The organism is Methylobacterium sp. Leaf123 (genome assembly GCF_001423405.1).
Taxonomy (GTDB): Bacteria; Pseudomonadota; Alphaproteobacteria; order Rhizobiales; family Beijerinckiaceae; genus Methylobacterium.
Genome location: NZ_LMNS01000023.1, coordinates 136,775 through 163,661, shown reverse-complemented (window position 1 = coordinate 163,661; position 26,887 = coordinate 136,775). Strand labels below are relative to the sequence as shown.

At 68.9% G+C, this 26,887-nt stretch carries 27 protein-coding genes; 9 read left to right on the top strand and 18 right to left on the bottom strand.

The features are described 5' to 3' along the window. Positions 1-14 precede the first annotated feature (14 nt). Complete coding sequence (locus tag ASF53_RS14515) at positions 15-2,426, top strand: hybrid sensor histidine kinase/response regulator (protein ID WP_056199537.1); 2,412 nt, start codon at positions 15-17, stop codon at positions 2,424-2,426. Positions 2,427-2,541: 115 nt separating this feature from the next. On the opposite strand, the gene ASF53_RS14510 is transcribed toward ASF53_RS14515, so the two are convergent. Next, positions 2,542-3,957 (bottom strand): aminotransferase-like domain-containing protein, encoded by a 1,416-nt coding sequence (locus tag ASF53_RS14510; protein WP_056199534.1) that lies wholly within the window; start codon positions 3,955-3,957, stop codon positions 2,542-2,544. 119 nt (positions 3,958-4,076) lie between these two features. Here ASF53_RS14510 and ASF53_RS14505 point away from each other — a divergent pair, with 119 nt between their 5' ends. Beyond that, positions 4,077-4,949 carry a DMT family transporter gene (locus ASF53_RS14505; protein WP_056199532.1) on the top strand — a complete coding sequence of 291 codons (873 nt, stop codon included), beginning with the start codon at positions 4,077-4,079 and terminating at the stop codon, positions 4,947-4,949. Positions 4,950-4,957: 8 nt separating this feature from the next. Here ASF53_RS14505 and ASF53_RS14500 read toward each other — a convergent pair whose 3' ends face one another. Both ASF53_RS14500 and ASF53_RS14495 read right to left on the bottom strand, forming a co-directional pair. Next, positions 4,958-5,692 (bottom strand): response regulator, encoded by a 735-nt coding sequence (locus ASF53_RS14500; protein ID WP_056199528.1) that lies wholly within the window; start codon positions 5,690-5,692, stop codon positions 4,958-4,960. A 123-nt stretch (positions 5,693-5,815) separates the two neighbouring features. Then, positions 5,816-6,346, bottom strand: a complete 531-nt coding sequence (locus tag ASF53_RS14495) for a GNAT family N-acetyltransferase (RefSeq protein ID WP_056200174.1) — start codon at positions 6,344-6,346, stop codon at positions 5,816-5,818. Positions 6,347-6,520: 174 nt separating this feature from the next. On the opposite strand from ASF53_RS14495, the gene ASF53_RS14490 reads away from it, so the two are divergent. Further along, positions 6,521-6,967, top strand: a complete 447-nt coding sequence (locus tag ASF53_RS14490) for a DUF983 domain-containing protein (protein ID WP_056199526.1) — start codon at positions 6,521-6,523, stop codon at positions 6,965-6,967. Positions 6,968-7,138: 171 nt separating this feature from the next. Here the strand turns inward: ASF53_RS14490 and ASF53_RS14485 are convergent, their stop codons facing one another. Then, positions 7,139-8,878, bottom strand: a complete 1,740-nt coding sequence (locus ASF53_RS14485; RefSeq protein WP_056199522.1) for an L-lactate permease — start codon at positions 8,876-8,878, stop codon at positions 7,139-7,141. A 554-nt stretch (positions 8,879-9,432) separates the two neighbouring features. Between ASF53_RS14485 and ASF53_RS14480 the strand changes: the two genes are divergently transcribed. After that, complete coding sequence (locus ASF53_RS14480) at positions 9,433-10,356, top strand: manganese catalase family protein (RefSeq protein ID WP_003601302.1); 924 nt, start codon at positions 9,433-9,435, stop codon at positions 10,354-10,356. 52 nt (positions 10,357-10,408) lie between these two features. On the opposite strand, the gene ASF53_RS14475 is transcribed toward ASF53_RS14480, so the two are convergent. The 7 genes from ASF53_RS14475 to yajC all read right to left on the bottom strand — a co-directional run bounded on the left by ASF53_RS14475 (position 10,409) and on the right by yajC (position 15,744). Then, positions 10,409-10,783, bottom strand: coding sequence for a helix-turn-helix domain-containing protein (locus ASF53_RS14475; protein WP_056199519.1), 375 nt, complete (start codon positions 10,781-10,783; stop codon positions 10,409-10,411). 22 nt (positions 10,784-10,805) lie between these two features. Further along, positions 10,806-11,060, bottom strand: coding sequence for a type II toxin-antitoxin system RelE family toxin (locus ASF53_RS14470; RefSeq protein WP_056199517.1), 255 nt, complete (start codon positions 11,058-11,060; stop codon positions 10,806-10,808). Between the two features lie 90 nt (positions 11,061-11,150). Further along, a complete protein-coding gene (locus ASF53_RS14465) occupies positions 11,151-12,047 on the bottom strand; it encodes a phytoene/squalene synthase family protein (protein WP_056199514.1) in 897 nt (298 codons plus the stop codon). Between the two features lie 134 nt (positions 12,048-12,181). Beyond that, entirely contained in the window at positions 12,182-12,577 is a 396-nt protein-coding gene (locus ASF53_RS14460; RefSeq protein ID WP_056199511.1) for an Mth938-like domain-containing protein, read from the bottom strand. A 124-nt stretch (positions 12,578-12,701) separates the two neighbouring features. Next, entirely contained in the window at positions 12,702-13,646 is a 945-nt protein-coding gene (gene secF / locus ASF53_RS14455; protein ID WP_056199509.1) for a protein translocase subunit SecF, read from the bottom strand. Positions 13,647-13,745: 99 nt separating this feature from the next. Beyond that, entirely contained in the window at positions 13,746-15,344 is a 1,599-nt protein-coding gene (gene secD / locus ASF53_RS14450; RefSeq protein ID WP_056199505.1) for a protein translocase subunit SecD, read from the bottom strand. 67 nt (positions 15,345-15,411) lie between these two features. Beyond that, positions 15,412-15,744, bottom strand: a complete 333-nt coding sequence (gene yajC, locus ASF53_RS14445) for a preprotein translocase subunit YajC (RefSeq protein ID WP_056199503.1) — start codon at positions 15,742-15,744, stop codon at positions 15,412-15,414. Positions 15,745-16,229: 485 nt separating this feature from the next. On the opposite strand from yajC, the gene ASF53_RS14440 reads away from it, so the two are divergent. Further along, positions 16,230-17,120 carry an ATP-binding protein gene (locus tag ASF53_RS14440; protein ID WP_056199500.1) on the top strand — a complete coding sequence of 297 codons (891 nt, stop codon included), beginning with the start codon at positions 16,230-16,232 and terminating at the stop codon, positions 17,118-17,120. A 126-nt stretch (positions 17,121-17,246) separates the two neighbouring features. On the opposite strand, the gene ASF53_RS14435 is transcribed toward ASF53_RS14440, so the two are convergent. The 4 genes from ASF53_RS14435 to serS all read right to left on the bottom strand — a co-directional run bounded on the left by ASF53_RS14435 (position 17,247) and on the right by serS (position 21,579). Beyond that, positions 17,247-18,602 (bottom strand): murein hydrolase activator EnvC family protein, encoded by a 1,356-nt coding sequence (locus ASF53_RS14435; RefSeq protein WP_056199496.1) that lies wholly within the window; start codon positions 18,600-18,602, stop codon positions 17,247-17,249. 203 nt (positions 18,603-18,805) lie between these two features. Further along, the gene (locus ASF53_RS14430) at positions 18,806-19,504 is read right to left on the bottom strand and encodes a protein-L-isoaspartate O-methyltransferase family protein (protein ID WP_056199493.1); all 699 of its coding nucleotides are present in this window, start codon (positions 19,502-19,504) and stop codon (positions 18,806-18,808) included. A 24-nt stretch (positions 19,505-19,528) separates the two neighbouring features. After that, complete coding sequence (gene surE, locus ASF53_RS14425) at positions 19,529-20,293, bottom strand: 5'/3'-nucleotidase SurE (RefSeq protein ID WP_056199490.1); 765 nt, start codon at positions 20,291-20,293, stop codon at positions 19,529-19,531. After that, complete coding sequence (serS, locus tag ASF53_RS14420; protein WP_056199487.1) at positions 20,293-21,579, bottom strand: serine--tRNA ligase; 1,287 nt, start codon at positions 21,577-21,579, stop codon at positions 20,293-20,295. The genes surE and serS overlap by 1 nt, the downstream gene beginning before the upstream one ends. A 479-nt stretch (positions 21,580-22,058) precedes the next feature. On the opposite strand from serS, the gene pqqA (ASF53_RS14415) reads away from it, so the two are divergent. Further along, on the top strand, positions 22,059-22,148 hold the full coding sequence (pqqA, locus tag ASF53_RS14415; RefSeq protein WP_015824334.1) for a pyrroloquinoline quinone precursor peptide PqqA: 90 nt from the start codon (positions 22,059-22,061) through the stop codon (positions 22,146-22,148). Positions 22,149-22,210: 62 nt separating this feature from the next. Beyond that, complete coding sequence (pqqA, locus tag ASF53_RS14410) at positions 22,211-22,300, top strand: pyrroloquinoline quinone precursor peptide PqqA (protein WP_015857429.1); 90 nt, start codon at positions 22,211-22,213, stop codon at positions 22,298-22,300. Between the two features lie 156 nt (positions 22,301-22,456). Here the strand turns inward: pqqA (ASF53_RS14410) and ldtR are convergent, their stop codons facing one another. From ldtR to ASF53_RS14395, 3 genes are all read right to left on the bottom strand, one after another. Next, the gene (gene ldtR / locus ASF53_RS14405; protein WP_056199484.1) at positions 22,457-22,975 is read right to left on the bottom strand and encodes a transcriptional regulator LdtR; all 519 of its coding nucleotides are present in this window, start codon (positions 22,973-22,975) and stop codon (positions 22,457-22,459) included. 161 nt (positions 22,976-23,136) lie between these two features. Next, a complete protein-coding gene (locus tag ASF53_RS14400) occupies positions 23,137-23,604 on the bottom strand; it encodes a DUF6163 family protein (protein ID WP_056199481.1) in 468 nt (155 codons plus the stop codon). Then, positions 23,601-24,761 (bottom strand): enoyl-CoA hydratase/isomerase family protein, encoded by a 1,161-nt coding sequence (locus tag ASF53_RS14395; protein WP_056199478.1) that lies wholly within the window; start codon positions 24,759-24,761, stop codon positions 23,601-23,603. Before ASF53_RS14395 ends, ASF53_RS14400 begins: the two co-directional genes overlap by 4 nt. Before the next feature lie 606 nt (positions 24,762-25,367). Here ASF53_RS14395 and hemB point away from each other — a divergent pair. Together hemB and ASF53_RS14385 are read left to right on the top strand one after the other, a co-directional pair. Continuing rightward, positions 25,368-26,423 (top strand): porphobilinogen synthase, encoded by a 1,056-nt coding sequence (gene hemB, locus ASF53_RS14390; protein ID WP_056199474.1) that lies wholly within the window; start codon positions 25,368-25,370, stop codon positions 26,421-26,423. A gap of 25 nt (positions 26,424-26,448) precedes the next feature. After that, positions 26,449-26,850 (top strand): hypothetical protein, encoded by a 402-nt coding sequence (locus tag ASF53_RS14385; RefSeq protein ID WP_056199471.1) that lies wholly within the window; start codon positions 26,449-26,451, stop codon positions 26,848-26,850. The last annotated feature ends 37 nt before the right edge of the window (positions 26,851-26,887 follow it).

The window sequence follows — 26,887 nt, the reverse complement described above, 5'->3', positions numbered from 1 at the left end:
ACGCCGACGAAGCCATGATGCCGACGAAGCTGACGGGAGACATCACCGTGACCGTACAGGACGGGAAGGTGCCGGAAACCGGGCCGACCATGGCCGATTTCCGCAATCTCGCCGATGCATTGCCCCAGCTCGCCTGGATCGCCGAGGCCGACGGCACCCTCGTTTGGTACAATCGCCGCTGGTACGATTACACCGGCACGACGCCGACCGAGATGGCGGATCACGGCTGGCGCAAGCTGCACCACCCGGACCATCTCGAGCGCGCCGCGGGGCGCTTTTCCTCCTGCATCGCCGCCGGGGAATCGTGGCAGGACACCTTCCCCCTGCGCGGCAAGGACGGCCGCTACCGCTGGTTCCTGTCGATGGCCGAGCCGGTCCGCAATGCGGACGGCAGCGTCGTGCGCTGGTACGGCACCAACACCGACGTCACCGAGACGCGGCTCGCGCAGGACGCGCTCGGCCATTCCGAGCAGCGTTTCCGCGCGCTGGTGGATGCCTCCGCCGCCGTCATCTGGAGCACCACCGCGCAAGGGGAGCTGATGCCGCCCCAGCCGAGCTGGGCCACCTATACCGGCCAGGGCGACGAGGCCTATCAGGGCTGGGGCTGGATCGACGCGATCCATCCCGACGACCGGGCGCGCGTCGCCGAGGTCTGGGCCGAATGCGTCGAACGGGTGAAGGTGTTCGAGGTCGAGTACCGCCTGCGCCGCCACGACGAGGTCTGGCGCGATATGGAGGTGCGCGGCGTGCCGGTGCTCGCCGAGGACGGCTCCATCCGCGAATGGGTCGGGCTCAACATCGACATCACCGCCCGCAAGGAGGCTGAGGCCGCCATCGAGCAGGCTCGTGCGGCGGCGGAGGCGGCCAACCTCGCCAAAAGCCAGTTCCTGGCCAATATGAGCCACGAGCTGCGCACGCCGCTCTCGGCGGTGATCGGCTATTCCGAGATGCTCGGCGAGGAGCTGGAGGATCTGGGCCAGGCCGAGCTGCTGCCGGACCTGCGCAAGATCGAGTCCGCGGCCCGCCACCTGCTCGGCCTCATCAACGACGTGCTCGACATCTCCAAGATCGAGGCCGGCCGCCTCACCCTGGCGGCGGAGACCTTCGATGTCGTGTCCCTGATCGAGGACGTCACGGCCGCCACGCAGAGCCTGATCACGAAGAAGCGCAACCACTTCCGCCTCGATTTCGAGGGGGATCTGGGCGCGATGCATCAGGACCAGTTGAAGCTGCGCCAGTCGCTGATCAACCTGATCGGCAACGCCGCCAAGTTCTCGGAGGATGGCGAGATCATCCTCGGTGTCCGTCGCCAGAGGCAGGACGGCGCCGAGTGGCTGAGCTTTTCCGTCTCGGATACCGGCATCGGCCTGACGCAAGAGCAGATCGGCCGGCTGTTCGAGCGCTTCTCCCAGGCGGATGAATCGACCACGCGCCAGTTCGGCGGCACCGGCCTCGGGCTTGCCATCACCCGCGCCTTCGTCGAGCGGATGGGCGGCACGATCGGCGTCGAGAGCACCTTCGGTAAGGGCGCGACCTTCACGATCCGCCTGCCGGCCGAACTCGCCGCCCACGAGGAGGAGGTCGAGGCGGAAAGCGTCGCCGCCCGCGTCCAGGAGATCACCGAGGGCGAGGCGCATCTGCACGATGTGGTCCTGCTCGTCGATGACGACCCGGCCGCCCGCGACCTGCTCCAGCGCTTCCTCGAACGCGAGGGGTTCCGCGTGCGCACCGCCAACGATGGCCGGGCCGGGCTGACGCTGGCGCGGGCGCTGAAGCCGCGGGCGATCCTGCTCGACATCGAGATGCCGCGCATGGACGGCTGGGCGGTGCTGCACGCCATCCGCACCGATCCCGAGATCGCCGAGACGCCGGTCATCATCACCAGTGTGGTCAACGAGTTCAGCCTCGCCCACGTGCTCGGCGCCACCGATTACATGGTCAAGCCGATCGATTGGGGGGTGCTCAAGGATGCGATGGAGCGCTACCGCCCCGTCGATCGCGAGGGCAGCGTGCTCGTGGTCGATGACGACGCCGATGCCCGCGAGCGGGTGCGCCGCACGCTCCAGCGCGACGGCTGGCAGGTGCGCGAGGCCGAGAACGGCGCCGCCGCCCTGGAGAGTCTGGATGAGGTCCGCCCGAGCCTGATCCTGCTCGACCTGATGATGCCGGTGATGGACGGCTTCGCCTTCCTGCGGGCCCTGCGCGGCCGCCCCGACGGTGACAGCATCCCCGTGGTGGTGCTCACCGCCAAGGAGATCACGAGCGAGGAGAAAGAGAGCCTCGGCCGGCAGGCCGACCGGCTCATCGTCAAGGGCACGATGAGCCTCTCCGAGATCGGCCGGCAATTGCGCGACCTCTACAGCCGCCAGGACGGCACGCCGCTGCCGGGCCAGATCCAGAGCTTGATCGACAAGCTGTCGCCGTAGGTCATCCCAGCCAGCGCCCTCACCCTGAGGTGCCGGAGCCAAGCGCAGGCCTCGAAGGGGCTTCCAGGGATCGCGCGGGGTACGGGAACACCCTTCGCGGTCGCATTGCGGCAGCTCAGGGTGAGGATGCGGGTGGGATCTGCGCTCCCTCCATCGCCCGCGCCAGCCCGTCATAGCCCCGCGGATCGGTCATCTGCGCCACGTTGAAGCGCATGAAGCCGGAAGCCGTCTGCGAGACGCTGAAGACGTTGCCGGGGGCCAGAACCAGACCCTCCGCCAAGCCGGCGCGGGCGAGAGCCGCCGCGTCCTGCCCGTCGGGCAGGCGGCACCAGAGGGTGAAGCCGCCGCGCGGCACGATCCAGGGTGTGATGCCGAGCGAACCGAGCCGGGCGGTGGCCTCCCGGCGCGCCCGCGACAGGCGGCGGCGCAAGGCCTCCAGATGCTTGCGGTAGCTGCCGTCGGCGAGCGTGCCGGCGATCAGCTCGGCGGCGACCGGGCTCGGGCCGCCGAAGCTCGTCGCCACCTGGAGATCGACCAGGGACTCGATCCAGTCGGGGCGCGCGGCGATGAAGCCGCAGCGGATCGAGGCCGAGAGCGTCTTCGAGAAGCTGCCGATACGGATGACGCGGTTCAGGCCGTCGAGGGCGGCGAGCCGGGGTGAGGGCTCGGGCTCCAAGTCGGCGAAGATGTCGTCCTCGACGATGGTGAGGTCGTGCGCCGCCGCGAGCGTCAGGAGCCGGTGGGCATTCTGCGGCGAGAGCGTCGCGCCGGTCGGATTGTGGAGCGCTGAATTGGTGACGTAGAGGCGCGGGCGATGCTCGGCGAGCGCCGCGGCGAAGGCCGCGAGATCGGGCCCCGTCGGCGTGTAGGGCACCCCGACGATCCGAACCGCGTGCACGCGCAGCAGGGCCTGGAAGTTGAAGTAGCAGGGATCGTCCACGATCACCGTGTCGCCGGGGCGCAGGAGGAAGCGGCCGATCAGGTCGATGGCCTGCGTGCCCGAGGCGGTGAGCAGCACTTGGTCCGCCCCGGCCTCGATCCCCTCCCCCGCCAGCCGGCGCACGAGGTGACGGCGCAGGGTGAGCGCGCCGCGGGTGGCGCCGTAATCCGTCAGCACTGCGTCGCCGGCCTGGGCGATGCCGCGCACCGCCCGGCGGATCGCCGCGTTCGGCATCCACTCCGCCGGAAGCCAGCCGCAGCCCGGCTTGAGCATGTCCGGCCCGGCATCGAGCGATTGGCGCGAGACCCAGAGCGGATCGATCGCCCGCTCGCGTCGCGGCTCCGGCTCGGTGAGCGCCAGGGGCGAGACCGCGCCCGAGACGAAGAAGCCGGAGCCCGGCCGCGCCCGGATCAACCCCTCCGCCGCCAGCCGGTCATAGGCCTCGACCACGGTCGAGGGCGAGACTTGCATCGCCGCGGCAAAGCGCCGGATCGAGGGCAGCCGCTCCCCCGGCGCCAGCACCCGCGCGGCGAGCCTTTGGCGGATCGCCGCCATCACCGCCTCGGTGCGGCCGCCCGCATCCTCCATCATGTCACGCGTCATCCGTGCGGGCGCAAAGAGCCATACAGTTCGGACCAAACTGTACGGAACCGTGCCTGTCACCGCCAGGGCCGGCCGGCCTATCCTCGCGCCGGTTTCGAGGACGGACGATGCAGCAGACCGGCAAACAATCCTGGGAGGGGTGGGGTCACGGCCTCCTCGGCGTGCTCATCTTCAGCGGCTCGCTGCCGGCGACGCGGGTGGCGGTCGGCGGTTTCACGCCGCTCTTCCTCACCGCCTCGCGCGCGGTGATCGCCGCCGGGCTCGGAGGCGCGCTCCTGGCTCTGCTGCGGCAGAAGCGGCCGGCGCGGGGCGATCTCGGGCCGCTCGCCGTGGTGGCCCTCGGCGTGGTGGTCGGTTTTCCCCTGCTCACGGCGCTGGCGCTCCGGCACATCACTTCGGCCCGCTCCATCGTCTTCATCGGCCTGCTGCCGCTCGCCACTGCCCTGTTCGGTTTGCTGGGGGCCGATGACAGGCCGAAACCCGCCTTCTGGCTGTTCTCGGGCGTGGGCAGCGTGCTGGTGGCGGGCTTTGCCCTGGCGCGCAGCGACGGCGCCGACCTTGCGGGCGACGGGCTGATGCTGGGGGCGATCCTGCTCTGCGGTCTCGGCTATGCCGAGGGCGCCCGCCTGTCGCGCCGGCTCGGCGGCTGGCAGGTCATCTCCTGGGCGCTCGTGCTGGCCGCGCCCGCCATGGCCGTTCTGGCGCTCATGACCTTGCCGGATTCATGGACCGGGATCGGCCTGCCGGCCTGGGCCGGGCTCGGCTACGTCTCGGTCTTCAGCATGCTGGTCGGCTTCGTGTTCTGGTATCGCGGGCTGGCGCTCGGCGGCATCGCCGGGGTCGGGCAACTGCAATTGCTCCAGCCCTTCTTCGGCCTCGCGCTCGCCGGCCTTCTGCTGGGCGAACCGGTCGAGGGGGCGATGGTCGCGGTCGCCGCCGGGGTGGTGCTGTGCGTCGTCGCGGCCAAACGGTTCGCGTAACGCGCGGCTCAGAACCCCCCGCCCGCCTGATCGAAATCGACATAGGCCGTCTCGATCACGATCTGCGTCCGGCTGATGACTTCGAGCTTGCGCAGGATCTCGGAGACGTGGGCCTTCACCGTCGAGTCGCCGACCTGAAGCTCGTAGGCGATCTGCTTGTTGAGCTTGCCCTGGCGGATCATGCCGAGCACCCGCATCTGCTGCGGGGTCAGGCGGGCGATCCGCTCGGCGATCGGCGCCTTGTCGCCGCCCCGCGCCGGGGCCGGCGCGGCGGCGAGATCGGGCGGCATGAACAGGGCGCCGCCGAGCACCTCGGAGATCGCCCGGGTCAGGGTCGCCTTGTCGACGGCCTTCGGCACGAAGCCGGCCGCCCCGTGGCGAAGGGCCTCGTGCATGATGCGCGGATCGGTGACGCCGGAGACAATCAGGATCGGCACGCGGGGAAAGCGGGTGCGGATCGCGGTGAGCCCCTCGAACCCGGTCACGCCCTGCATCGAGAGATCGAGCAGCGTGAGGTCGATGGCGGGGTTCCGGCTTAAGGTCTCGCAGGCCGTGCCGATGCCGTCCGCCTCGTGCAAAACCGCCTCGGGGAAGGCAAGCGCGATGGCGCTCGCCAAAGCCTCGCGGAACAGGGGGTGATCATCGACGATCAGGAGGCGCAGGGCCTGTCCGCCCGCCAGGGGAGCCGCCTTATCGGCGGGGCCGCCGATATCCGAGTGTGCGCTGGCCGTCATCGCGATCATGTCTTCCGGCGCGCCGGCACTGGCCGGCGAGGGCCTATTCACCGATCTTAAGCCGATTCGAGATCCGCCGCCTCCCGGTCTTTGGTCCATCCCGCTCCGGCCTGTTCGGCGCAGCCTGCGGCGTCAGGCCCCTTCGAGGACGAGTTGGCGGCGGCCGGGGCGGTGCCCCTCCGAGCCGGTCTCGCGAAAGCCGATCTTGTGCAGCAGGCCCCAGGAGGCGACGTTGCCGGGACGGCACTCGGCCACGATCGCCCGGCGGGGAAAGCGGCGGCGCAGCAGTCCGACGATGGCGGAGACCGCCTCCGTCCCGAAGCCGCGGCCGCGGGCGGCCCCGCCGATCCAGTAGCCGATCTCGACCGCGCCCTCCCCCCGCAGATGGGTCCCGACGATGCCGACGAGCGGGGCGGCGTCCTCGCGGCTCCAGGCGCCGAGGAAGCGGTCGCGCCCATGCCGGCCGGAGGCGATCAGCGCCTCGGCATCGGCCAGGGTGAACGGGTTGGCGAGGAAATCGACCGCGCCGGTAATAGCCGGATCATTGGTGAGCGCGTGCACGGCCCGCGCATCACCCGCGCCGAGCGGTGCAATCGTCAGCCGCCCGGTCTCGATGCGGGGGAAGTCGCTCAGGCTGTCGCGGCGGAGGCGGCGGAAGAACATGTTTGCGGCCTGCTGTGGCGCGCGTGAGATCATTAACGCGCGATCGCCGCTGTTTAATCCGGATCTCCGGAAAAAATATCAGCTCGAAAAAATCCATCCGGTCCCGCATGGGTGGCCTGCGGGGCCCCGGCGAACCATCGCGGTGGGCATCGGTTGCCTCGCCAGGAGACCGTGATGACCGACACCCGTGACCCGATTCGGACCGAGACCCGGTACGAGCCCCAGGCGCCGCTCTCCGTGGCGGCGCGCAGCGCCTGCCCGCGCTGCGGCCGGGGCCATCTGTTCAAGGGGTTTCTGAGCATCGCCCCGCGCTGCGACGCCTGCGGGCTCGACTTCTCCTTCGCCGATCCCGCCGACGGTCCCGCCTTCTTCGTGATGATGACCACGGCGATTCCCGCGGTCGCCTTCGGCCTGTGGCTGGAGCTGACCTACGACCCGCCGGTCTGGCTCCACTTTGCCCTGACCCTGCCGGTGGTGCTGATCGCCTGCACCCTTCCCTTGCGCTTCTTCAAGGGCTGGCTGGTGGCGAGCCAATACGTCCACCGCGCCGAGGAGGGTCGGCTCGCGCGGTCGGCGCCGCCGGTCGAGCCCACAAAGCCGGAAGCACCCGGCCCACGCTAGAGCATCGTCCCGGATAGCGGATCCGGGACGATGCTCTCGGCTCTTGTTGCCGCATCGTCTTTTTCCGAAAGCCGGCAACCACCTTTCGGGACGATGCTCTGCCTCAGCCCAAGAAAAAGCCCGCCCCGATCGCTCGGGGCGGGCTTTTCCGTGTGCCGTCGAGCCGGCCGGTCAGTGCGCGGCGGGCACCGTCGCGGCCGGGTGGATCACCATTTCTGTGAACGGATAGACATAGGCCTGGAGCATCACGAGGCCGCCGACGAGGCAGGCCAGCACGATCGAGTGCCAGAACACGAAGCGCAGGATCTTGCTCTCCTGGCCGAAATAGCCCGTCGCCGTCGAGGCCACGACGATCGACTGGGCGTCGATCATCTTGCCCATCACGCCGCCCGACGAGTTCGCCGAGGCCATGAGGATGCCCGACAATCCGAGCTGCTCGGAGGTGATCCGCTGCAGGCCGCCGAACAGCACGTTCGAGGCCGTATCCGAGCCCGTGAGCGCGACGCCGAGCCAGCCCAGCAGCGTGCCGAAGAACGGGTAGAGGATGCCCGTGCCGGCGAAGGCGAGGCCGAGCGTGGCATCGACACCGGCGTAGCGGGTGAGCACGCCGAGGGCGAGCATCGCCGCGATGGTGATGAGCGAGTAGCGCAGCACCCAGATCGTCTCGAAATACGCCGTGATGAGGCGGACCGGCGAGAACCGCATGATGATGCCGGAGATGATCGCGGCGAACAGCACGCCCGTGCCGGTGTAGGACATGTAGGTGAAGTTGAAGATCGCGGCTTCGGCCTTCGGCGCGGCCTCAACGGGCGGCACCTTCATGATCATGTTGTGCAGGCCCGGCACCTCGTACTTCCACGAGAAGATCGGGTTGACGATGCCCTTGAACCAGCCGGTGCCCCAGATCGCCACGATGATCGAGAGGATGATCCATGGCACCCAGGCCATGAAGATCTCCCTCGACGAGGCGGTGCGGCCGCCGACATGCGCCTTGGGCAGATCGCCGGGGACGCCCGCGCCGAGAGAGGCCGGACGCGGCTGACCGTAGCCGATCGACGGGTCGTGGCCGCGCAGAGCGGGCGAGGACCAGATCTGGGCCGGCCGCCACACCTTCAGGAAGGCGACGAGGGCGGCCATCGAGACGAGCGAGGCGCCGATATCGACGATCCAGGGGTTGATGTAGTTCGAGATCAGGAACTGCGCCGCGGCAAACGAGATGCCGCAGACCGCGATCGGCGGCCAGATCGCGATCATGCCGCGGAAGCCCGCGAACACCCAGATCAGCCAGAACGGCACGATCACCGAGAAGAACGGCAACTGACGGCCGATCATCGCGCCGAGCACGTAGGGGTCGTAGCCCGTCACCGAGGCCAGACCCTGCACCGGCGCGCCGAGGGCGCCGTAGGCGACGGGGGCGGTGTTGGCGATGAGCGAGAGGCCTGAGGCGGCCAGCGGCGAGAAGCCGAGCCCGATCAGGATGGCGCCGGTGACGGCCACCGGGGTGCCGAAGCCGCCCGCGCCCTCGAAGAAGGCACCGAAGGCGAAGGCCACCAGCAGGAGTTGGATGCGCCGGTCCTCGGTGATGCCGGCCACCGATTGCTGGAGGATCGCGAACCAGCCCTTCTCCACCGTCAGCCGGTAGAGGAAGATGACGTTGAGGATGATCCAGCCGATCGGGAACATGCCCGTGACCACGCCCAGGATCGTCGCGCGGACCGCGAGATCAACCGGCATGGTGAAGGCGACCGTCGCCACGAGGAAGGCGACGGCCAGGGCGAGGATGGCGGCGATGTGCACCTTGATCTTGCCGCTCGCGATCATGCCGAGCAGGGCGATCACCGGCAGCGATGCCATGAAGGTCGAGAGCCATTGGCTCCCGAACGGATCGTAGACCTGATTCCAGGGTGTCACGGGCCTTGCTCCTCCCAGGCCCCGATCTTCCGCCGGGACCATCTGGCACAGGGTGCTAACAGAGCCGTTAGGCCTGCTCAACGCAAGGCATCATGTATTCAATCCCACGATCGGCAGATGTTTGCGCGGTGACGCTTTTGCGCACCGCGACACCGAACGATTGCATCAAATGATCGTTCTGCTTTTACGGCAGTCTCAAGCACCGGTAGCTGCCTCCGCAGCCTCGGTTTTTCGCTCCGCTCGATGTTGTTCAGGGCCAAAATCGTGAAATGCCCGCTCTTCGCGCCGCGACGCTACTCAAGCGGCATCGCGCGATGGCCCGGCACCGCGACGCAGTGGCGCATTGCCGGTCCGGGGGCAGGAACGGCCCGGCGGTAAACCTGCAACCGGTGCGTGGGGCCGGGAACAGAGGCCTTCACCGCGCGGTTCCGACCGCACACCCCAGTGCCCGACCGAACCTCCGACCGTCGGGCCGCTTTGGGCTGTGACGATGCATGGAGGCTTCTGCGGCGCACGTTCCGGTGGTGACCGGCAACAGCGAGAGGTCTTCTCCCATGTTCATGCGCGTCGATAAGCTACAAGCCGAGCTTCCCGCACCGAAACGGAAGGACCCCAACGCAGCCGCTGCGCTGCAGGAGTTGCTGGGCGGCAAATACGGCGAGATGTCCACGCTCGGAAATTACATGTTCCAGAGCTTCAACTTTCGCAGCAAGGACAAGCTCAAGCCGTTCTACAGCCTCGTTTCCAGCATCACGGCGGAGGAACTCGGCCACGTCGAACTCGTGAGCAACGGCGTCGCCATGCTCAACAACGGGCCCGACAACGACGGCGACGAGACGGATGGAGGCGACATTTCGGGCGCGCCGTTCGAGGACATGAAGGACATCCGGCTTGCCGCGGCCTTCCTGTCGAACGGCGGCGGTTCGGCGCCCATCAACAGCAATGGCGCGTCGTGGAACAACGACTTCATCACCTCGACGGGCAATGTCGTCGTCGATCTCCTGCACAACTTCCACCTCGAATGCGGCGCCCGGCTGCACAAGCTGCGGGTCTATGAGACCCTGTCCGACCCGACCGGCCGCGAAGTGTGCGGCTACCTCTTGGTGCGCGGCTCGGTCCACGCTCACGCCTACGCCCTGGCGCTCAAGCAGATCACCGGCGTCGATCTCGACAAGTTCCTGCCGACCCCGAACATCAACCTCGACAAGATCCCCGAATGCCAGAAGTACCTGCAGGAGGGATCGCATCGCCGGCTCTATACCTGGAGCCCGAACGATTACCGTGACATCGCCGGCATCTGGAACAGCAGCGAGCACGCCCTGCCGGGCGATCCGCCGGGCGAGCTGGAGATCGTGGAGGGCATGCCCGATGGCGGCAAGATCCACCAGCTCACGGGCATCCCGTCGGCCTTCGCGCCCGACTACGCGCCGGAGGAGATGTTCGAGATCGCGCAGAAGCTGACGAAGAAGGCGCGCTGAGGCGGCCCCAGGCGGCCGGCAACGCGGCCGGTCGCCGACCCGGATGGGAGCATCAGCCGGCGAGATCGTCCAGGGAAACCGCCAGGGCCGCGGCCAGCTTGCCGTAGGTTTCTAAGGTGCCTTCCCGTGCTCCCGTCTCAATCTGCGACAGGTAGGCCTGAGCGAGGCCCGCCTGCTTCGCGAGCGCAGTCCCGCTCAGGCCACGGTGCTCGCGCCAGACGCGGACACGGTTTTCGCCGGAAAGAAGCCTCTCCACGACCGAGGCCGGAATCAGCTCTTCCTCACCCGCAGCGAGCTTGCGCCGAAACTCCGCTATGGCGGTACGGTCGGCATTGTCTTCGGCCGCCGCCACCAGCGCTTCGAAATCCGACTCGGGCACCAGCACGAGACGCTCGCCGCCGGGGGTGGTGATGATCCGCGTGTTCATGGGTTCTCGTTTCCTCCGCCGGTCAGTCGTACGCCTCACCGCGTGGTGCGATCTTGATGACGGAAACCACGATGCCTTCCTCAGTGAAGAGCACGCGCCAATCTCCAACCCGCAGGCGCAGGACACCCGGCTCCCCTCGGAGCGCCTTCACGTTGTTGGCAAGGGCCTCCGGTTCGGCCGCGTATTGCTCGATTTTAAGGCGAATTTTCCGAGATACATCGGCCGGAAGCCGGATCAAAGCTTTCAAGGCAGCTTTACTGTAGACGACCTCGGCCATGCGAGATGCATAGCAAAACTCAGTGAAATAGCAATTCGCTATTGATGGCGATTGCAAAATCCGATGCGAGGCCGCTCCCGCCTCGTTTCCTCACCGCCCGGTGCGCGCCGCCCGCCACAGCCGCCACAGGCGGCGCCAGCGGGGGATCTCGATCACGCTGTTGAGCGGGTCGTAGCCGGCCCGCTCCATCGCCACGAGATAGGGCTCGACCAAAGCCGTCGGCAGGAAAGCAGGGCGGGCCGCCGGAGCGATGGTGCCGCGAGCCGTCTCGTAGGCAGCAAGGTGGCGCCGTGCCAGCGCCCGCAATTCGGCGCAGGTGCGCACGAGCCCCGGCCCGCCCCGGCCCGAGACGATGTCCTCGCGCGTCACCCCATTCTGGCGCAGCAGGTCGCCGGGCAGGTAGACCTGCCCCTGGCGGGCGTGCCACGGCAGCGCCCGTAGCAGGCCGGTGATCCCGTAGGCGACGCCCGCATGGCCGGCGGCCGCCGCCCCGCCGGGCTCGGCCCCGTCGGCAAGCACCAGCGCGGACAGGCGGATTAGTGCCGAGGCGGTCTCGCCGCAATAGCCCTCCAGATCGTTCACCCGCGGCATCGGGTCGTCGTAGAGGTCGAAGACGCGGGCATCGATCAGGTCGACGAAGGGCTGGCGCCCGAGGCGGCGGGTGACGATCGCATCGTCCAGGGCCGCGGCGACGGGATTGGCCCGAACATCGCCCCGCGCCTCGCCCTGAAGCGCGTCGCGCCACCATTGCAGGCGGATCTCCCCGGCCATCGGGTTCGAGGCCGCCTCGCGGACGCGGGCGATGGTCAGGCTGAAGGCGGAGAGTGCGAAGAGGTGCGGCCGGAAGGCGGCGGGCGCGAACAGGGCCGCGAAATAGCGGTCTGGGTCGCTCGCGCGCACCAGTTCCTCGCAATGCCGGAAGGCGAAGGCGAGCCCGCCGTTGCCGGCCTCCGGGCTCGTCTCGGTTCGGGTCTCGGGGCGCGTCATGGAGCGGGGCTCATGCGGCGTTCGGAACTCAGAGCGCAGTCCGACGAGGTGGTTGCCGGTCCGTCGAAAGAATGCGCGTCAAAACAAGGACCTAGAGCCGTACCCGGCCTGATGCAATCCGGTGGGATGCGGCTCTAGACGGCGATCAGCGCGGCCGCGACCTTGCGGTTCTCGGCCATCAGGATGTTGTAGGTCCGCGCGGCCGCTCCCGTCTGCATCGTGTCCAGGCCGATGCCTGCGGCCTTGAGGCGCTGGCGCAAGGATTCGGGCAGGAACACGATCTCGGCGCCGGTGCCGATGAGAAGCAGTTCGATCCCCTCGGCCTCGGCGAGAACCGGGCCGAGGCTCGTCCCGTCGATGCCGGTGGGCTCGCTCACCTCCCAGGCGCGCACGCCGGAGGGCAGCAGCAGGATCGAGCCCCGGTGGGACATCTGCCCGAAGCGGAAGCCGCCATTGCCATAGGCGTCGATGCCGTGGCGGCCGGGCAGGAAGCCGTCGTGGATCTGCCCGGGGATTCGTCCCTCGCTCACGCCATGCCTCCGTTCGCCCGCATTCCGTCCCGGAGGATGTCGGAGGCGCGGGCGCCCCTCTCAACCGCCGGGGCGGAGAAAGGCGTCCCGGATCGGTCTCGCGCCTCCCGCCGCACGCCGCGCCCTACTCGGCCGCCTGCGGCAGGCCGGATTCGCGCTGCGATGCCTTCGCACCGGACAGGCGCAGGCCGATATAGATCAGCGCCGGGGTCGAGACGAAGATCGCGGAGTAAGTGCAGATCACCACGCCGCACAGCATCACCACGGCAAAGCCCTTGATCGCCTCGCCGCCGAACATCACCAGCGCCACGAGCGACAGGGTGGTGGAGAGTGAGGTCATCACCGTGCGCGACATGGTGGAGTTGATCGAGAGGTTGAGGAGTTCCACCACCGGGATCGTCTTGTAGCGGCGCATCAGCTCGCGGGTCCGGTCGAACACCACCACCGTCTCGTTGAGCGAGTAGCCGACGATGGTGAGGATCGCGGCGATCGAGGTCATGTTGAACTCGATGCGGGTGATGATGAACACGCCGACCGTCAGCACGATGTCGTGCAGGGTGCCGACGATGGCGCCGAGCGCCAGCTCCCGCTCGAAGCGGAACCACAGGTAGACCAGCACCGCCAGCACCGAGAGCACGACGCCGATCGTGCCGGACTGCACCAGCTCACCCGAGACGCGCGGCCCCACGGTCTCGGTGCGGCGGAAATCGTAGCCCGCATCGAAGGCGGCGTGCGCCTTCTGCATCACCGCGGTCTGGCCCTGCTCGCCGGCCTGGAGCGGGAAGCGCACCAGCACCTGACCCTCGCCGCCGAGCTCCTGCACCTCGGTCTCGCCGAAGCCGAAGCCGTTGGCGGTGTGGCGGATCTCGGCGACATCTGCCGTCTGGCCGGCCTTGGCCTGAAGCTCGACCAGGGTGCCGCCCTTGAAGTCGATGCCGTAGTTGAGCCCGACCGTGATGAACAGCACAAGCGTCACGACCGACATCACCGCCGAGAGCGGGAAGGTGACGCGCCGGAACCGCATGAAGTCGAAATGCGATTCGTCGGGCCAGAGGCGAAGCAGGCGCATGGTCGATCTCGAAGCGAAGGGGGCGCTCCGCGCGCTTCCCCTGAGATTTCAGCTTTCGCGCGGCGCGTGGGCCGCGCCGGGAACGAGGCGGCAGCGCCCCTAGAACGGCAGGGCCTTGGGCCGGAACCAGTTGTACCACAGCGCGATCATCATGCGCGTCAGCGTCACGGCGGTGATGACGGTGGTGAGGATGCCGAGGATGAACACCACGGCGAAGCCCTTCACCGGGCCCGAGCCCATGAAGAACAGGAGCAGGGCGGCGATCGCCATGGTCGAGTTCGAGTCGATGATGGTGGCGAACGCCCGGTCGAAGCCGGCCTGAAGCGCCGAGACCAGGGAGCGGCCGCCGCGGGCTTCCTCGCGCATGCGCTCGTAGATCAGCACGTTCGAATCGACCGCCGTGCCGATGGTGAGCACGATGCCGGCGATGCCCGGCAGCGTCATCGTCGCCTCCAGCACCGACATCAGGCCGAGGATGAGGCCGACATGGACGATGAGCGCGATGTTGGCGATGAAGCCGAAGGTGCCGTAGGTCGCGAACATGAACGCGATGACGAGGCCGCCCGCGACCAGGGTCGCCATCTTGCCGGCCTCGATCGAGTCGCGGCCGAGGCCGGGGCCGACGACGCGGCGCTCGACCACGGTGAGCTTGGCCGGCAGGGCGCCGGCGCGCAGCAGCACCGAGAGGTCGTTGGCGTCCTTGACGGTGAAGTTGCCGGTGATCTGGCCGGTGCCGCCGGTGATCGCCGAGCGGATCACCGGGGCCGACTGGATCACGTTGTCGAGCACGATCGCCATGCGCCGGCCGACATTCTCCGAGGTCGCCTGACCGAAGCGTTGGGCGCCGCGCAGGTTGAACTTGAAGCTCACCATCGGCTCGTGGGTCTGCGGGTCGAAGGCGGGCTGGGCGTCGGTGAGATCGCTGCCATCGGCCATGACCCGGCGCTCGACCGGTACCTTGGCGCCGCCCTCGTCCTTCGAAGCGAGCATGTCGACGTCGCCGGAGGGCGAATCGGCCAGCATCCGGAATTCGAGCTTGGCGGTCTTGCCGAGCTGGTCCTCCAGCTCCTGCGGGTTCTGCAGACCCGGCACCTGGACGAGGATGCGGCTGGCGCCCTGCTGCTGGATCGACGGCTCCTTGGTGCCGCCGAAATCGATGCGCTTGCGCACGACCTCGATCGCCTGGCTGACGGCACGGCGGGTGCGGTCGTTGATGCCGGCCTCGGTGAGGACGAGCTGGACGGTGCCGTTCTCGGCCTCGTTGACCGTGAGGGTCTGGCCGCCGGCCGCGAGCGGGTTGTTGATGGGCGCTGCGAGTTCGCGCAGCTTCGGCATCACCTTCGCGCGGGCGGCCGCATCGGGGATGCGCAGCTCGACGCCGCGGTTGATGACGCGGATGCCGCCCTCGGGCGAGACCGAGGCCTCGCGCAGGATGCGGCGCACGTCGTCGCGCAGGCCGGTGACCATCGAGCGGACGAGGTCGGGCTGGTCGATCTCCAGCAGGATCTGCGAGCCGCCCTGGAGGTCGAGGCCGAGCACGATCGCCCGGGTCGGCACCATCCATTGGACCGATTTCGGAAGCGCGTTGACGAAGGCCTCGCGCTGCTCCTTCGAGAAGAAGCTCGGCACGGCGAGGCTCAGACCGATCAGGATGATGGCCAGGGTCGCGAAAATCTTGGTTCTCGAGAAGCGCAGCATCCGCCCGGTTCCGAATGGTTTTACCGAAAGGTGCCGGGCCTGTGCGCCGACACCCTCATGGGGCCTCTCAGGAGGCCTTGACCGGGGCGCCCTTGACGCGAACCTCGGAGATCATCGTGCGCACCACCTTCACACGCACGTTCGGGGCGATCTCGACCTCGATCTCGGCGGCGTCGTCCGCGACCTTCGTGACGCGGCCGACGAGGCCGCCCGTGGTCACGATGGTGTCCTCGCGGCGCACGTTCTTCACCATGTTCTGGTGATCCTTGAGCCGGCGCTGCTGCGGGCGCAGAATCAGGAAATACATGATCACGAAGATCAGGACGAAGGGCACGAACTGCAACGCGACATCCGCGCCGCTTCCGGCACCGACTCCTTGCGCGAAGGCGGGGGTGATCAACGCGAGACACTCCTGATCGAGGGCTGCGGCCCGTGAGGCCCGGCGGGACCGGTGCCTTGCGACGACGGGCTTGTCAAAATCGGCTTGCCGAAAGCGACTGGCCAAAAAGAGACTTGCCAGAACCGGCGGGCCAGAACTGACCTGCCGGAAAGCGCGCGGACTATAGCGACGGGCGATTCGAAAGCAACGGCGGGGCGAGGCATCCGCGGGCCAATCGCGCGACGCCGCTCGGGCGGGCTCACGGCGCGAAGACCGCCCTGCGAAGCGGGCTTTGCAGGACTGCGGTCCTGAAACGCATCGAGCGGTGCGACAGCTTGAGGCTGCGGAGGCGGTCGTCGGCGCTTGAGGCCGGAAGAAAACTAGGATCGTCGCCTTGGGATGCATCCGGGCCGGCGCCGCCGCGGTTCCCCTTTCTTTCGGCCTTCGCCTAAAAGGCGCCACCTCAGCGAGGGCGGCCGCCCTCCCCCGCAACCGGACCCGAGATCATGGCCTCAGAGCCGACGCCCGCCGACCCCATTCCGCATCTCCTGCCGCTTCTGGAGCGGATCGCCGCAGCCCTGGAGCGCACCGCCCCGCCCATCGTCCCGAAGGTGGATACGAGTGCCGCCGACGCCTTCCTGTGGGGGCCCGAGCGGCGGCTCATCCCGGTGCCGCGGGTCAACCGGGTCGAGATCGGCCTCCTCACCGGCATCGACCGGGCCCGCGAGACTTTGGTGGAGAACACCGAGCGCTTCGCCCGCGGCTTGCCGGCCAACAACGCCCTGCTCTGGGGCGCGCGCGGCATGGGCAAGTCCTCGCTGGTGAAGGCGGCCCATGCCGAGATCAACGCGCGCCGGCCGGAGGGCGCGCTGCCGATGAAGCTCGTGGAGATTCACCGCGAGGACATTGAGGCGTTGCCCGAGCTGATGAGCCTGCTCCGCAACGACCCGCACCCCTGGCTGGTCTTCTGCGACGACCTCTCGTTCGACGCCGACGACACGTCGTACAAGTCGCTCAAGACGGCGCTCGACGGCGGCATCGAGGGGCGGCCGGGCAATGTGCTGTTCTACGCCACCTCGAACCGGCGCCACCTGCTGGCCCGCGAGATGGTCGAGAACGAGCGCTCCACCGCGATCAATCCCGGCGAGGCGGTCGAGGAGAAGGTCTCGCTCTCCGACCGCTTCGGCCTTTGGCTCGGCTTCCACAAATGCAGCCAGGACGAATATCTGGCGATGATCCGCGCCTATGTGGAGCGCTACGCGCTCGACGTGGCGCCGGAGCGGGTGCGGGCCGAGGCGCTCGAATGGGCCACCACCCGCGGCTCGCGCTCGGGGCGCACCGCGTTCCAGTTCATCCAGGATCTCGCCGGACGGTTGGGTCAGCGGCTCGACGGATAGGTTTTCCGCGCATCCCCTCTCCCCGCGTGCGGCGAGAGGGGGACTCAGACTGTTTCGGCGAGTCCCAAAACGAAAACGGCGGCCCCTCACGGAGCCGCCGTTCTCATGTCACGTCAGTCGAAAAAATCAGCCGCCGAGATGAGGCATCGGATCGACCGGGGTCGCGCCCTTGCGCAGCTCGAAGTGGAGCTGGGGCGAGGTGACGTTGCCGGTGGCGCCGGACTTGGCGATGGTCTGGCCGCGCTTCACCTTCTCGCCGGGGCGCACGTCCAGCTCGCCGTTATGGGCGTAGGCCGAGACGTAGCCGTTGTTGTGCCGCACCAGCACCAGCTTGCCGTAGCCCTTCACGTCGGAGCCGGCATAGGCCACGGTGCCGTCCTCGGCGGCCTTGACCGGCGTGCCCTCGGGCACGGCGATGTTGATGCCCTCGTTGCCGGACGAGCCGTAGGCATTGATGATCCGGCCCTTGGCGGGCCAGCGGAACGACTCGGCCGGGGCTGCCGGGGCGGCGGCCGGGATCGGGGCCGCCGCGTCGGCGCTGGCGACCTTCACGGGGGCCGCCGGTGCCGTGTCCTTCGCGGAGGCCTTGGCGGCCTCCTTGCTCTCCTTGGCGGCGGCCTTCGCGGCCGTTTCCGCGGCGCGGGCCTCGGCGAGCTTCTTGGCGGCGTCCGCCTTGGCCTGCTTGGCGTCGGCTTCGGCCTTGCGGGTGGCTTCCGCTTTCGCAGCCTCCTTGGCTGCCTCCTTCGGATCGACCTTCGTCTCGGCCTTGGCGACCTTCTCGGCGCCCTTCTGGCCCGGACGCGGATGCTTGGCCGCCTCCGCCGCCTTCTTCGCCTCGGCCGCCTTGGCCTCGGCGAGCTTCTTGGACTGCGCCGCCTTCTCCGCGGCCTTGGCTTCGGCCGCCTTGGCCTCGGCGACCTTGGCGGCGGCCGCTTGACGCTCGGCGTCGCGGCGGGCCTCGGTGGCCTTCGCGGCCGCGGCCTCGGCGGCACGCTTCTCAGCCGCCTTCTCGGCCGCCTTGTCGATGGGCTTGCCGAACTGGAGCTTGGGCTGCGGCGCCGGGGCGGAAGCGCGCGGCGTCATCGCACGGCCCGCATCGGGGTTCAGGCCGGCCACGTTGCTCGCCATGCCGCCGGAGAGCGGCTCGGCCGTCGCGACGCGGGTCACGGGCCGGGACGCGGCCGGGGCGGCGCTCATCGCACCGGGGCGCGGCGACAGGGCCGGGCCGGGAGCGGGCAGCGCCTGGGACTGGATGCGCGGCGTGCGGATCGCAGGCGCCGGCGCCATCTCACCCCCGAGGCCGTCATCCGGCAGACTGCCGGTGGCCGAAGGTTCACCCGTCAGCGAAGCGAACGGGTTGGTGAAGGGATCGCCGAGACGCGAGGCGTCCGACGAACAAGCAGCGGTGCCACCGCCGATCATACCGATGAGGGCGAAGCGCGACAGCGTCCTCAAGCCCAGTATTTTCCCCCGAACCCGCATCGACGCACCCGCTTAAACACTGACGCAACGTGATGAGCTATTCAAACGGGATTCAGGTTAAGCAACCGTTCCCGAGATCGTCGCAGGGATCGGTTTCGTGCGGGTTCCGTAAAGGTTGAGGGAGTCTGGCAACGGGGTCGATCCCGCGTCCAGGCGGGCGAGACCGCCCCTCGACGCGCACGCGCCGGACCGTTTTTGATCCGCTAGGCGCCCAGCGCACGCCCCGGCGTCAGAGGGCCGAGGCGCAGGGCCGCCCCTTCCGTTCGGGCATAGGCGGCCGCGCTGTCGCGGGTCAGGGTCACGAGCCGGCTGCCCCGCCCGGTCCAATGGCCCGCCACCAGCCGGCCGCCGGATTTCAGCGCGGCGGGAAGGTGCGGCGGCAGTGCGGCGAGGCTGCCGTTGATGAGGATGCGGTCGTAGCTTCCGCCTCGCACCACTTCGGGCGCGAGCCCGTCATGGGTCTCGACGGTGGCGTCGGCGAGGTCGGGCCCGAGATGCGCCCGCGCCGTGCGGGCGAGCCGCTCGTAGCGCTCCAGGCTGCGCACATGGGCGGCCCCGAGCCGCACCAGCAGGGCGGTGACGTAGCCCGTGCCGGTGCCGACCTCCAGCACGTGCTGGCCGGGGGCGAGGTCGAGGGCACCGAGCATCTGCGCGACGACGCTCGGCGCGGTCATGGTCTGGCCGCAGGCAAGCGGCAGGGCGATGTCCCGCCGCGCATGGGGGCGCAGGGCCGGCGGCGCGAAGCGCTCGCGCGGCACCTGCTCCATCGCCCGCAACACGGCGGTGTCGCGCACGCCCCGCTCGCGCAGGGCCAGCACGAAGGCGGCGTTGCCGGTCGCCTCCGCCAGCCCTGCGGACAGCCTGTGGGCCCGTTCGTCGGGCTCTCCGTCCTCAGGCGGCATGAGAGCCCGGACGGCCGCCCCCGCTCACGCCCGGAACGCCGCGGCGAATCGGGTCAGTTCCGGCTCGTCGGTGAGGTCGAGCCGCAGCGGCGTCACCGAGATGCGGTTCTCGGCGATCGCCTTGAGATCGGTGCCGTTGCCGGGCTCGAACCGCGCCTTGGCGAAAGCGAGCCAGAAATAGGGATTGCCGCGCCCGTCATGGCGAGCATCGATCTGCAGGAGCGCCTGATTGCGCTGACCCTGGGCCGAGACCGCCACGCCCTGCACGTCTTCCGGATCGCAATCGGGAAAGTTGACGTTGACGAGGATGCCGGGCTCGATCCCGATCTCCAAAATCTTCTCGATCACCCGCGGCCCGTGCGCGGCGGCGCAGGCCCATTTCAGGTTGGCCCTCCCGCCTACGCCGTAGGCCTGGCTCAGCGCGATCGAGCGGATGCCGAGGATCGTGCCCTCCATCGCCCCGGCGATGGTGCCGGAATAGGTCACGTCCTCGGCCACGTTCTGCCCGCGGTTGACGCCGGAGAGCACGAGGTCGGGTTTGTGGTCCTTGAGGATGTGGGCCACCCCCATGATGATGCAGTCCGAGGGCGTGCCCTTCACCGCGAAGCGCTTGTCCGCGATCTGGCGCAGCCGCAGCGGATCGTTGAGCGAGAGCGAGTGCGACACGCCCGATTGATCGGTCTCGGGCGCGACCACCCAGACATCGTCGCTAAGCGCCCGGGCGATGCCTTCCAGCGTTTCCAGGCCCGGCGCGTGGATGCCGTCGTCGTTGGTGACCAGGATGCGCATCAGTGGTTCGGTCCCTCGATCCGGTTCAGGCCGCCCATGTAGGGCTGGAGCGCCGACGGGATCGTGATGCTGCCGTCGGGGTTCTGGTAGTTCTCCATCACGGCGATCAGGGCGCGGCCGACCGCGACGCCTGAGCCGTTCAGGGTGTGGACGAAGCCGACCCCCCTGCCCTCCTTGGCCCGGTAGCGCGCATTCATCCGCCGCGCCTGGAATTCGCCGCAGACCGAGCAGGACGAAATCTCGCGATAGGTCTGCTGGCCCGGCACCCAGACCTCGATGTCGTAGGTCTTCTGGCTCGCAAAGCCCATGTCGCCGGTGCACAGCGTCATGACGCGATAGGTGAGATCGAGTTTTTTGAGGACCGCCTCGGCGCAGGCGAGCATCCGCTCATGCTCTTCGGCCGACTTTTCGGGTGCGGTGATCGAGACCAGCTCGACCTTGTTGAACTGGTGCTGTCGCAGCATGCCGCGGGTGTCGCGCCCCGCCGCCCCGGCCTCCGCGCGGAAGCAGGGGGTGAGCGCGGTGAAGCGCAGGGGTAGCTCGTCCTCGGCCAGGATGCTTTCGCGCACGAGGTTGGTGAGCGGGACTTCCGCCGTGGGGATCAGCCAGAAGTTCTCGCCCGCCGCGAATTGATCGTCGCGGAACTTCGGCAATTGCGCCGTGCCGAACATCGCTTCCTCCCGCACGAGGACCGGCGGTACCACCTCGGTGTAGCCGTGCTCATTCGTGTGCAGGTCGAGCATGAACTGGCCGAGCGCCCGCTCCAGCCGGGCGAGCTGGCCCTTCAGCACGACGAAGCGCGAGCCGGAGAGTTTGGCGGCGGCCTCGAAATCCATCAGGCCGGTGGCCTCGCCGAGCTCGAAATGCTGGCGGCCTTGCTCCAGGCGCTCACGGGAGGATTCGAAGCGGCGGTACTCGACATTGCCGTGCTCGTCGGCGCCGGGGGGCACGTCGTCCTTCGGACGATTCGGGATCGCGGCGAGGCGTTCGTCGAGGGCTTTCGCCGCCTCGCCTTGCGCGGCTTCGAGGCCCGGGGCCTCTTCCTTCAGGCGGGCGACTTCGGCCATCAGCTCGGTCGCGCGGGCCTCGTCCTTAGCCTTCTTGGCGGCGCCGATCTCCTTGGACAGCGCGTTGCGCCGCTCCTGGGCCGCCTGCGCGGCCGAGACCGCGGCCTTGCGCGCGTCGTCGAGGGCGATCAGCTCGGCGCTGAGGGGCGCGAGGCCGCGACGCTCGAGGTCGCGGTCGAAGGCCTCGGGGTTCTCGCGGATGGCGCGGATGTCGTGCATTTCGGGGCTCTTGAAGTCGTGTGCGCGCGAGGGCCCCGCTTTGCCGCATCGCCCCCGGCATCACAAGAGCGGGCGCGTCGGCATGCGTTCAGGCCGAGCCGGCCCGTTCGGGCGCCGGCCCATGCCCGGAGCGTCGGCCTTCGGATAAAAATGATCGGGAGAAATCGGCAAAAGATCGCGCGAACCGCCCTGCCGGGCGCGCTTGTGAATCGCGGTGATCGGCACCATGTCCCTGATAGGCCAGCACTTTTCCGCGCATCCGGCAGAAAGATGCCACTCTCAGGGGCCAGCTTGGGCGTTTCTGAGAGCAGTCTATGAGAAATATAAGTGTAGGGTCCGCTTGAATTGCGCCCAACGGATTGTCTATATCAAGGGCGTCGAACACGAGGGACCCGGGACACGAGCGGCCCACCTCAGTTCGAGGTTGGGCCGGTCGAAACACCGATCTTCGTCTTCAAAACTTTATCAGGAGACACGCCATGAAGTGGTCTGCCCCCATCGTTGCCGAGATCTGCGTCGGCATGGAAGTCACCTCCTACGAGTCCGCCGAGATCGACACCTTCAACTAAGAAGGCGTCACCAGCCTGAGGCTGGTTCGGTTTTCATCCCTTCGTCTACTAGGAGAAACGTCATGAAGTGGTCCGCTCCCGTCGTTGCCGAGATCTGTGTCGGCATGGAAGTCACCTCCTACGAGTCCGCTGAGATCGACACCTTCAACTAAGAAGGCGTCGCCGGACTCGATCCGGTGAGACCAGGGGCGCTGCCTGAGAGGGCGGCGCCCTTTTTCTTGTGCGGTGACGCGACGAAAAGCAGGAAGGCCGGAGGGTTCGCCACGGAACCCTCCGGCCTTCCTGCTTTCGATGTCCCGGCGCCTTGCTCAGAGACGGTAGCGGATCTGGTCGGTCCAGAAGCGCTCCAGGCGGGAGAGCGCGAGGTTGAGGCGGCCGAAATCGTCTTCGGAGATGCCGCCGATCGGCTGGATCGTGCGGGCGTGCTTGTCGTAGAGGCCCTGGATCAGGTCGTGGATCTCGCGGCCCTTCGGGGTCAGGCTGATGCGCACCGAGCGCCGGTCGGTCTTGGAGCGGGCGTGGTGCAGGAAGCCGGCCTCGACGAGCTTCTTAACGTTGTAGGACACGTTCGAGCCGAGATAGTAGCCCTTCGAGCGCAGCTCGCTGGCGGTCAGCTCCTTGTCGCCGATGTTGTAGAGTAGCAGCGCCTGGACGCTGTTGACGTCCTCGCGGCCGCGCCGGTCGAACTCGTCCTTGATGACGTCGAGGAGGCGGCGGTGCAGACGCTCCACGAGGTGCAGCGCCTCGAGATAGGAGCCAGCCGCACCCTGAAGCTCCGGAGCGGCGTCGGTGGTCTTGAGGGCGGTGTTGGCGGCCTTCGTGCTCATCGTGGTGCCTTCCTGTCGGTTCGTACCGGCTCTTGCTGGCCGGCATCGCTTATGAGGTGAACCTAGGCCGCACCGATGAAAGCCGATTTAAGCGACAGGATGAACTCGCGATTTACTTCTGTCGGTAAATGCAAAATGAAACGATGATGTTGACCTCTTGTTCAGCCTACATCGCGCGCCGCCAGCCAGGATAACACGAAGTAAACGGCGACAATGCTTGCCTGCACTGCGATCACCGGCACGGACATCGGCAGGAGCTGCGGCGTCAGCAGCGCCAGCGTCAGGGCCGAGGTCGCGGCGAGCAGCCAGACCACGCCGCCCCAGGCGCTCGTCAGCCACAGGCCGACCGCCGCCACGAAGTCGATCACCGCGAAATAGACGATCGCCGATTGCCGCCCCATCGGCAGTTCGGCGAACGGCGTCCGGCCGGGGATCAGGTCGAGGATCTCGCCCCAGGTCGCGAGGCCCTTCACCAGCCAGACCAGCGCGGTGATGCGCATGAACCAGACCAGCACCACGTCCCAGCGGGTCTGCGCCCGCGGGGCGGTGCCCTCGATCCGGTCGCCGGCCCCAGCGCTCGGGCGTCCGCGCCCGTCGAGGGTCGAGCCGACCTTGGCGAGCGCCCTCACGACCGTGCCTCCGTGGCGGGCGCCGCCTCAGGCGGACCTTGGCTGCCGTCGAAGAGCGGCTCGGGGCCGTCGAGCGGGCCGAAGGCGGCCTCGATCGCCCCGGCATCGACCGCGTCCAGGCTCGCGGGTTGCCAGGCCGGCCGGTTGTCCTTGTCGATGATCACCGCCCGCACACCCTCGTAGAAATCGTGCCCGCGCATCAACCGTTCGCACAGCCGGTACTCGGCGAGCATCGCCTCGGCAAAGCTCATCCCGGCGCCGCGGCGCATCTGCGCCAGGGCAATGGTCAGGCTGGTGGGCGAGCGGGTGCGGATCGTCGCCGCGGTCGCCCCGGCAAAAGCGGAGCCGTCCCGCGCCGCCGCGTCGAGCCGGGCAAGCACCTCCGTGACGGTGTCGGCGGAGAAGCAGGCATCGATCAGCGCGCGCTCGGCGACGAGGGGGCCGGTCTCCGTGCCCGGCGGTTCGAGGCCGTCGAAGGCGCGGGCGATCGCCCCTCCCCCCGCCAGCCGCTCGATGATGGTCTCGAAATCTTGAGCCCGCGCCGCGTGGGTCGCGAGGCCGACGGCGAGCGCGTCGCCCGCGCCGATCCGCGCGCCGGTCAGGGCGAGATAGCGCCCGGTATAGCCGGGCAGGCGCGGCAGGGCGTAGGTGGCGCCGACATCGGGGAAGAAGCCGATGCCGGTCTCGGGCATGGCGAAGCTGTAATTCTCGGCCGCCACCCGCACGTCGCCGTGCAGCGAGATGCCGACGCCGCCACCCATGACGATCCCCTCGATCAGGGCGATGTAGGGCTTGGGGTAGGACTTCACGGCGGCGTCCAGCCAGTATTCTCCGCGCCAGAACGCCATCACGTCGGCATGGCGCCCGGCCTTGCCGAGGGCCTGGATCTGGCGGATGTCGCCGCCCGCGCAGAAGGCGCGCCCGCCCGAGCCGCGCACCACGATCCGGCTGACCCGCGCATCCCCGGCCCAGGCCCGGAGCTGGCGGTGCATCGCCTCCACCATCGGCAGGGTGAGGGCGTTGAGCGCCTTCGGCCGTGTCAGCGTGATCAGCCCGGCCTCGCCGCGGGTCTCGAACACGATCTCGGGCTCGGCCGACGGCGCGCGCACGTCCCGTTGCGAGGCCTTTTGTTGTGAGGCCACTTGCCCACCCGACATTCCGCGCTCCACCGCCGCGCTCCCCTCCGCCGCATCGTCACCCGAGCGGATGCCCGCCGTTGCGAAGACGGGCCCTATGCCTGGAGGCTCTGCGCTCGGGGGCTTTGCGCGGCCCTCTTAGACGAACTCCCGGGTGGGGCGTCAACGCGAAGCGTGCGGCGGCTCCGGGCCGCATCGACCGCCTCGCGGCACCGTTCGGAAGCGCTCCGTCGATGTCCGACGAGCGAGCCCTGGGACGGAGCCATCCGCCTTCGGCGGCGACCTGCGGCAACGGCACCTTTCGAGCCCGAATCCGGATGTGCTAGGGCACCGCCGCAAAAGGCGGAAGCCGGCCCGCCCGAGGAGACGATGCGACAGCAAGAGGCTTGAGCATCGTCGAGGGCCGCGCGGTCCGGGGCGCTTTCCTCACCCCTTCTTCTTGGGGCACCTTCCGGCCGCGGGATGGTGGCCGGGGGATGCGAATCCGGAATGCCCGCCCCGAGCCATCGCCGCCGGGCTTGCGGTCGAGCCTGGCTTTGACGTCTTTGTCGTGATGCGCTCCTGCGCGCCGAACCGGTCTCCCCCTCGGTTCGAGAGCGTCCTGGAGCAACCGGAGTCCTGAGGCTCATGTCTGACGCCACCCCGCGCCCGCTCGCCATCGAGACCGCGCGCGAAGCCGCCCCCGGTGCGGGGCCGCTGAGCCTGACCCAGCGCCCGCGCCGCAACCGCAAGGCGGATTGGTCGCGTCGCCTCGTGCGTGAACATACCCTCACCGTCGATGATCTGATCTGGCCGCTCTTCGTGATCGAGGGGCAGGGACGCCGCGAGCCGATCGCCTCCATGCCCGGCGTCGAGCGCCTGAGCGTGGACGAGATCGTGCGCGAGGCCGAGCGCGCCGCGCGGCTGGGGATCCCGGCGATTTCGTTCTTCCCCTACACCGAGCCGTCCCTGCGCGACCCGACCGGCTCCGAGGCGCTGAACCGCGAAAACCTCGTCTGCCGGGCGGTGCGGGCGGTGAAGCGGGCGGTCCCCGAGATCGGCGTGATGACCGATGTCGCGCTCGACCCCTATACCAGCCACGGCCATGACGGGTTGATCGAGGGGGGCGCCATCCTCAACGACGAGACCGTGGCGGTGCTGGTCGAGCAGAGCCTGATCCAGGCCGAGGCCGGCACCGACATCATCGCCCCCTCCGACATGATGGACGGGCGCGTCGGCGCGATCCGCACCGGTCTCGACCGGGCCGGCTTTCGCGACGTGCAGATCATGGCCTACGCGGCGAAATACGCCAGCGCCTTCTACGGACCGTTCCGCGACGCCATCGGCACCAGCGCGGCGCTGGTCGGCGACAAGCGCACCTACCAGATGGACCCCGGCAACGCGGCCGAGGCCCTGCGCGAGGTCGCCCTCGATCTTGCCGAGGGCGCCGACTCGGTCATGGTCAAGCCCGGCCTGCCCTATCTCGACATCATCACCCGCGTGAAGACGGAGTTCGGCGTGCCGACCTTCGCCTACCAAGTGTCGGGCGAGTACGCGATGATCGAGGCCGCCGCCCGCAACGGCTGGCTCGACGGCGACCGCGCCATGACCGAGAGCCTGCTCGCCTTCAAGCGGGCGGGGGCCGACGGGGTGCTGACCTACTACGCCCCCCGCGTCGCCGAGCGCCTGCGCGCGGGCGCCTGACGGGCCGATTCTAGGCGCAACGACCTTGGTCCGCATCGAGCGGGCGGCGCTGGCGGGCGCCGTCATCCTCTGGCTCGCGGCCGGATTCGGCTGCGACACGTCGCTCGACGCGCGCCGGGCGATGCTCTGCCGCCGGGCCGTGCCGGCGCTCGCCCCGCCCGGCGCCGAGATCGACCTGCTGCGGGTGGGATCCGGCGCGAGCCGCGACAGCGTGCGGGTCGATTATCGCCTCACGGGCGGCACCGGTGCGCTTCCGAAGGCCGAAGCGACCCGGCCCCGCTTCCTCATCTGCCACTTCGGTCCCGGCGACGAACTCAATGCCGTGACGACCGACCAGGGGCCGGTGAATGGCGCCTCGCTCTACCTGCTCAGGCGCTACTACCTGACGACGCCCGAGGCCGAGGCGGCTGATCCCGGAATACGGTGATGGCGATGGGCGGTCGTCTCTTGCCCCTCCTCTCTTG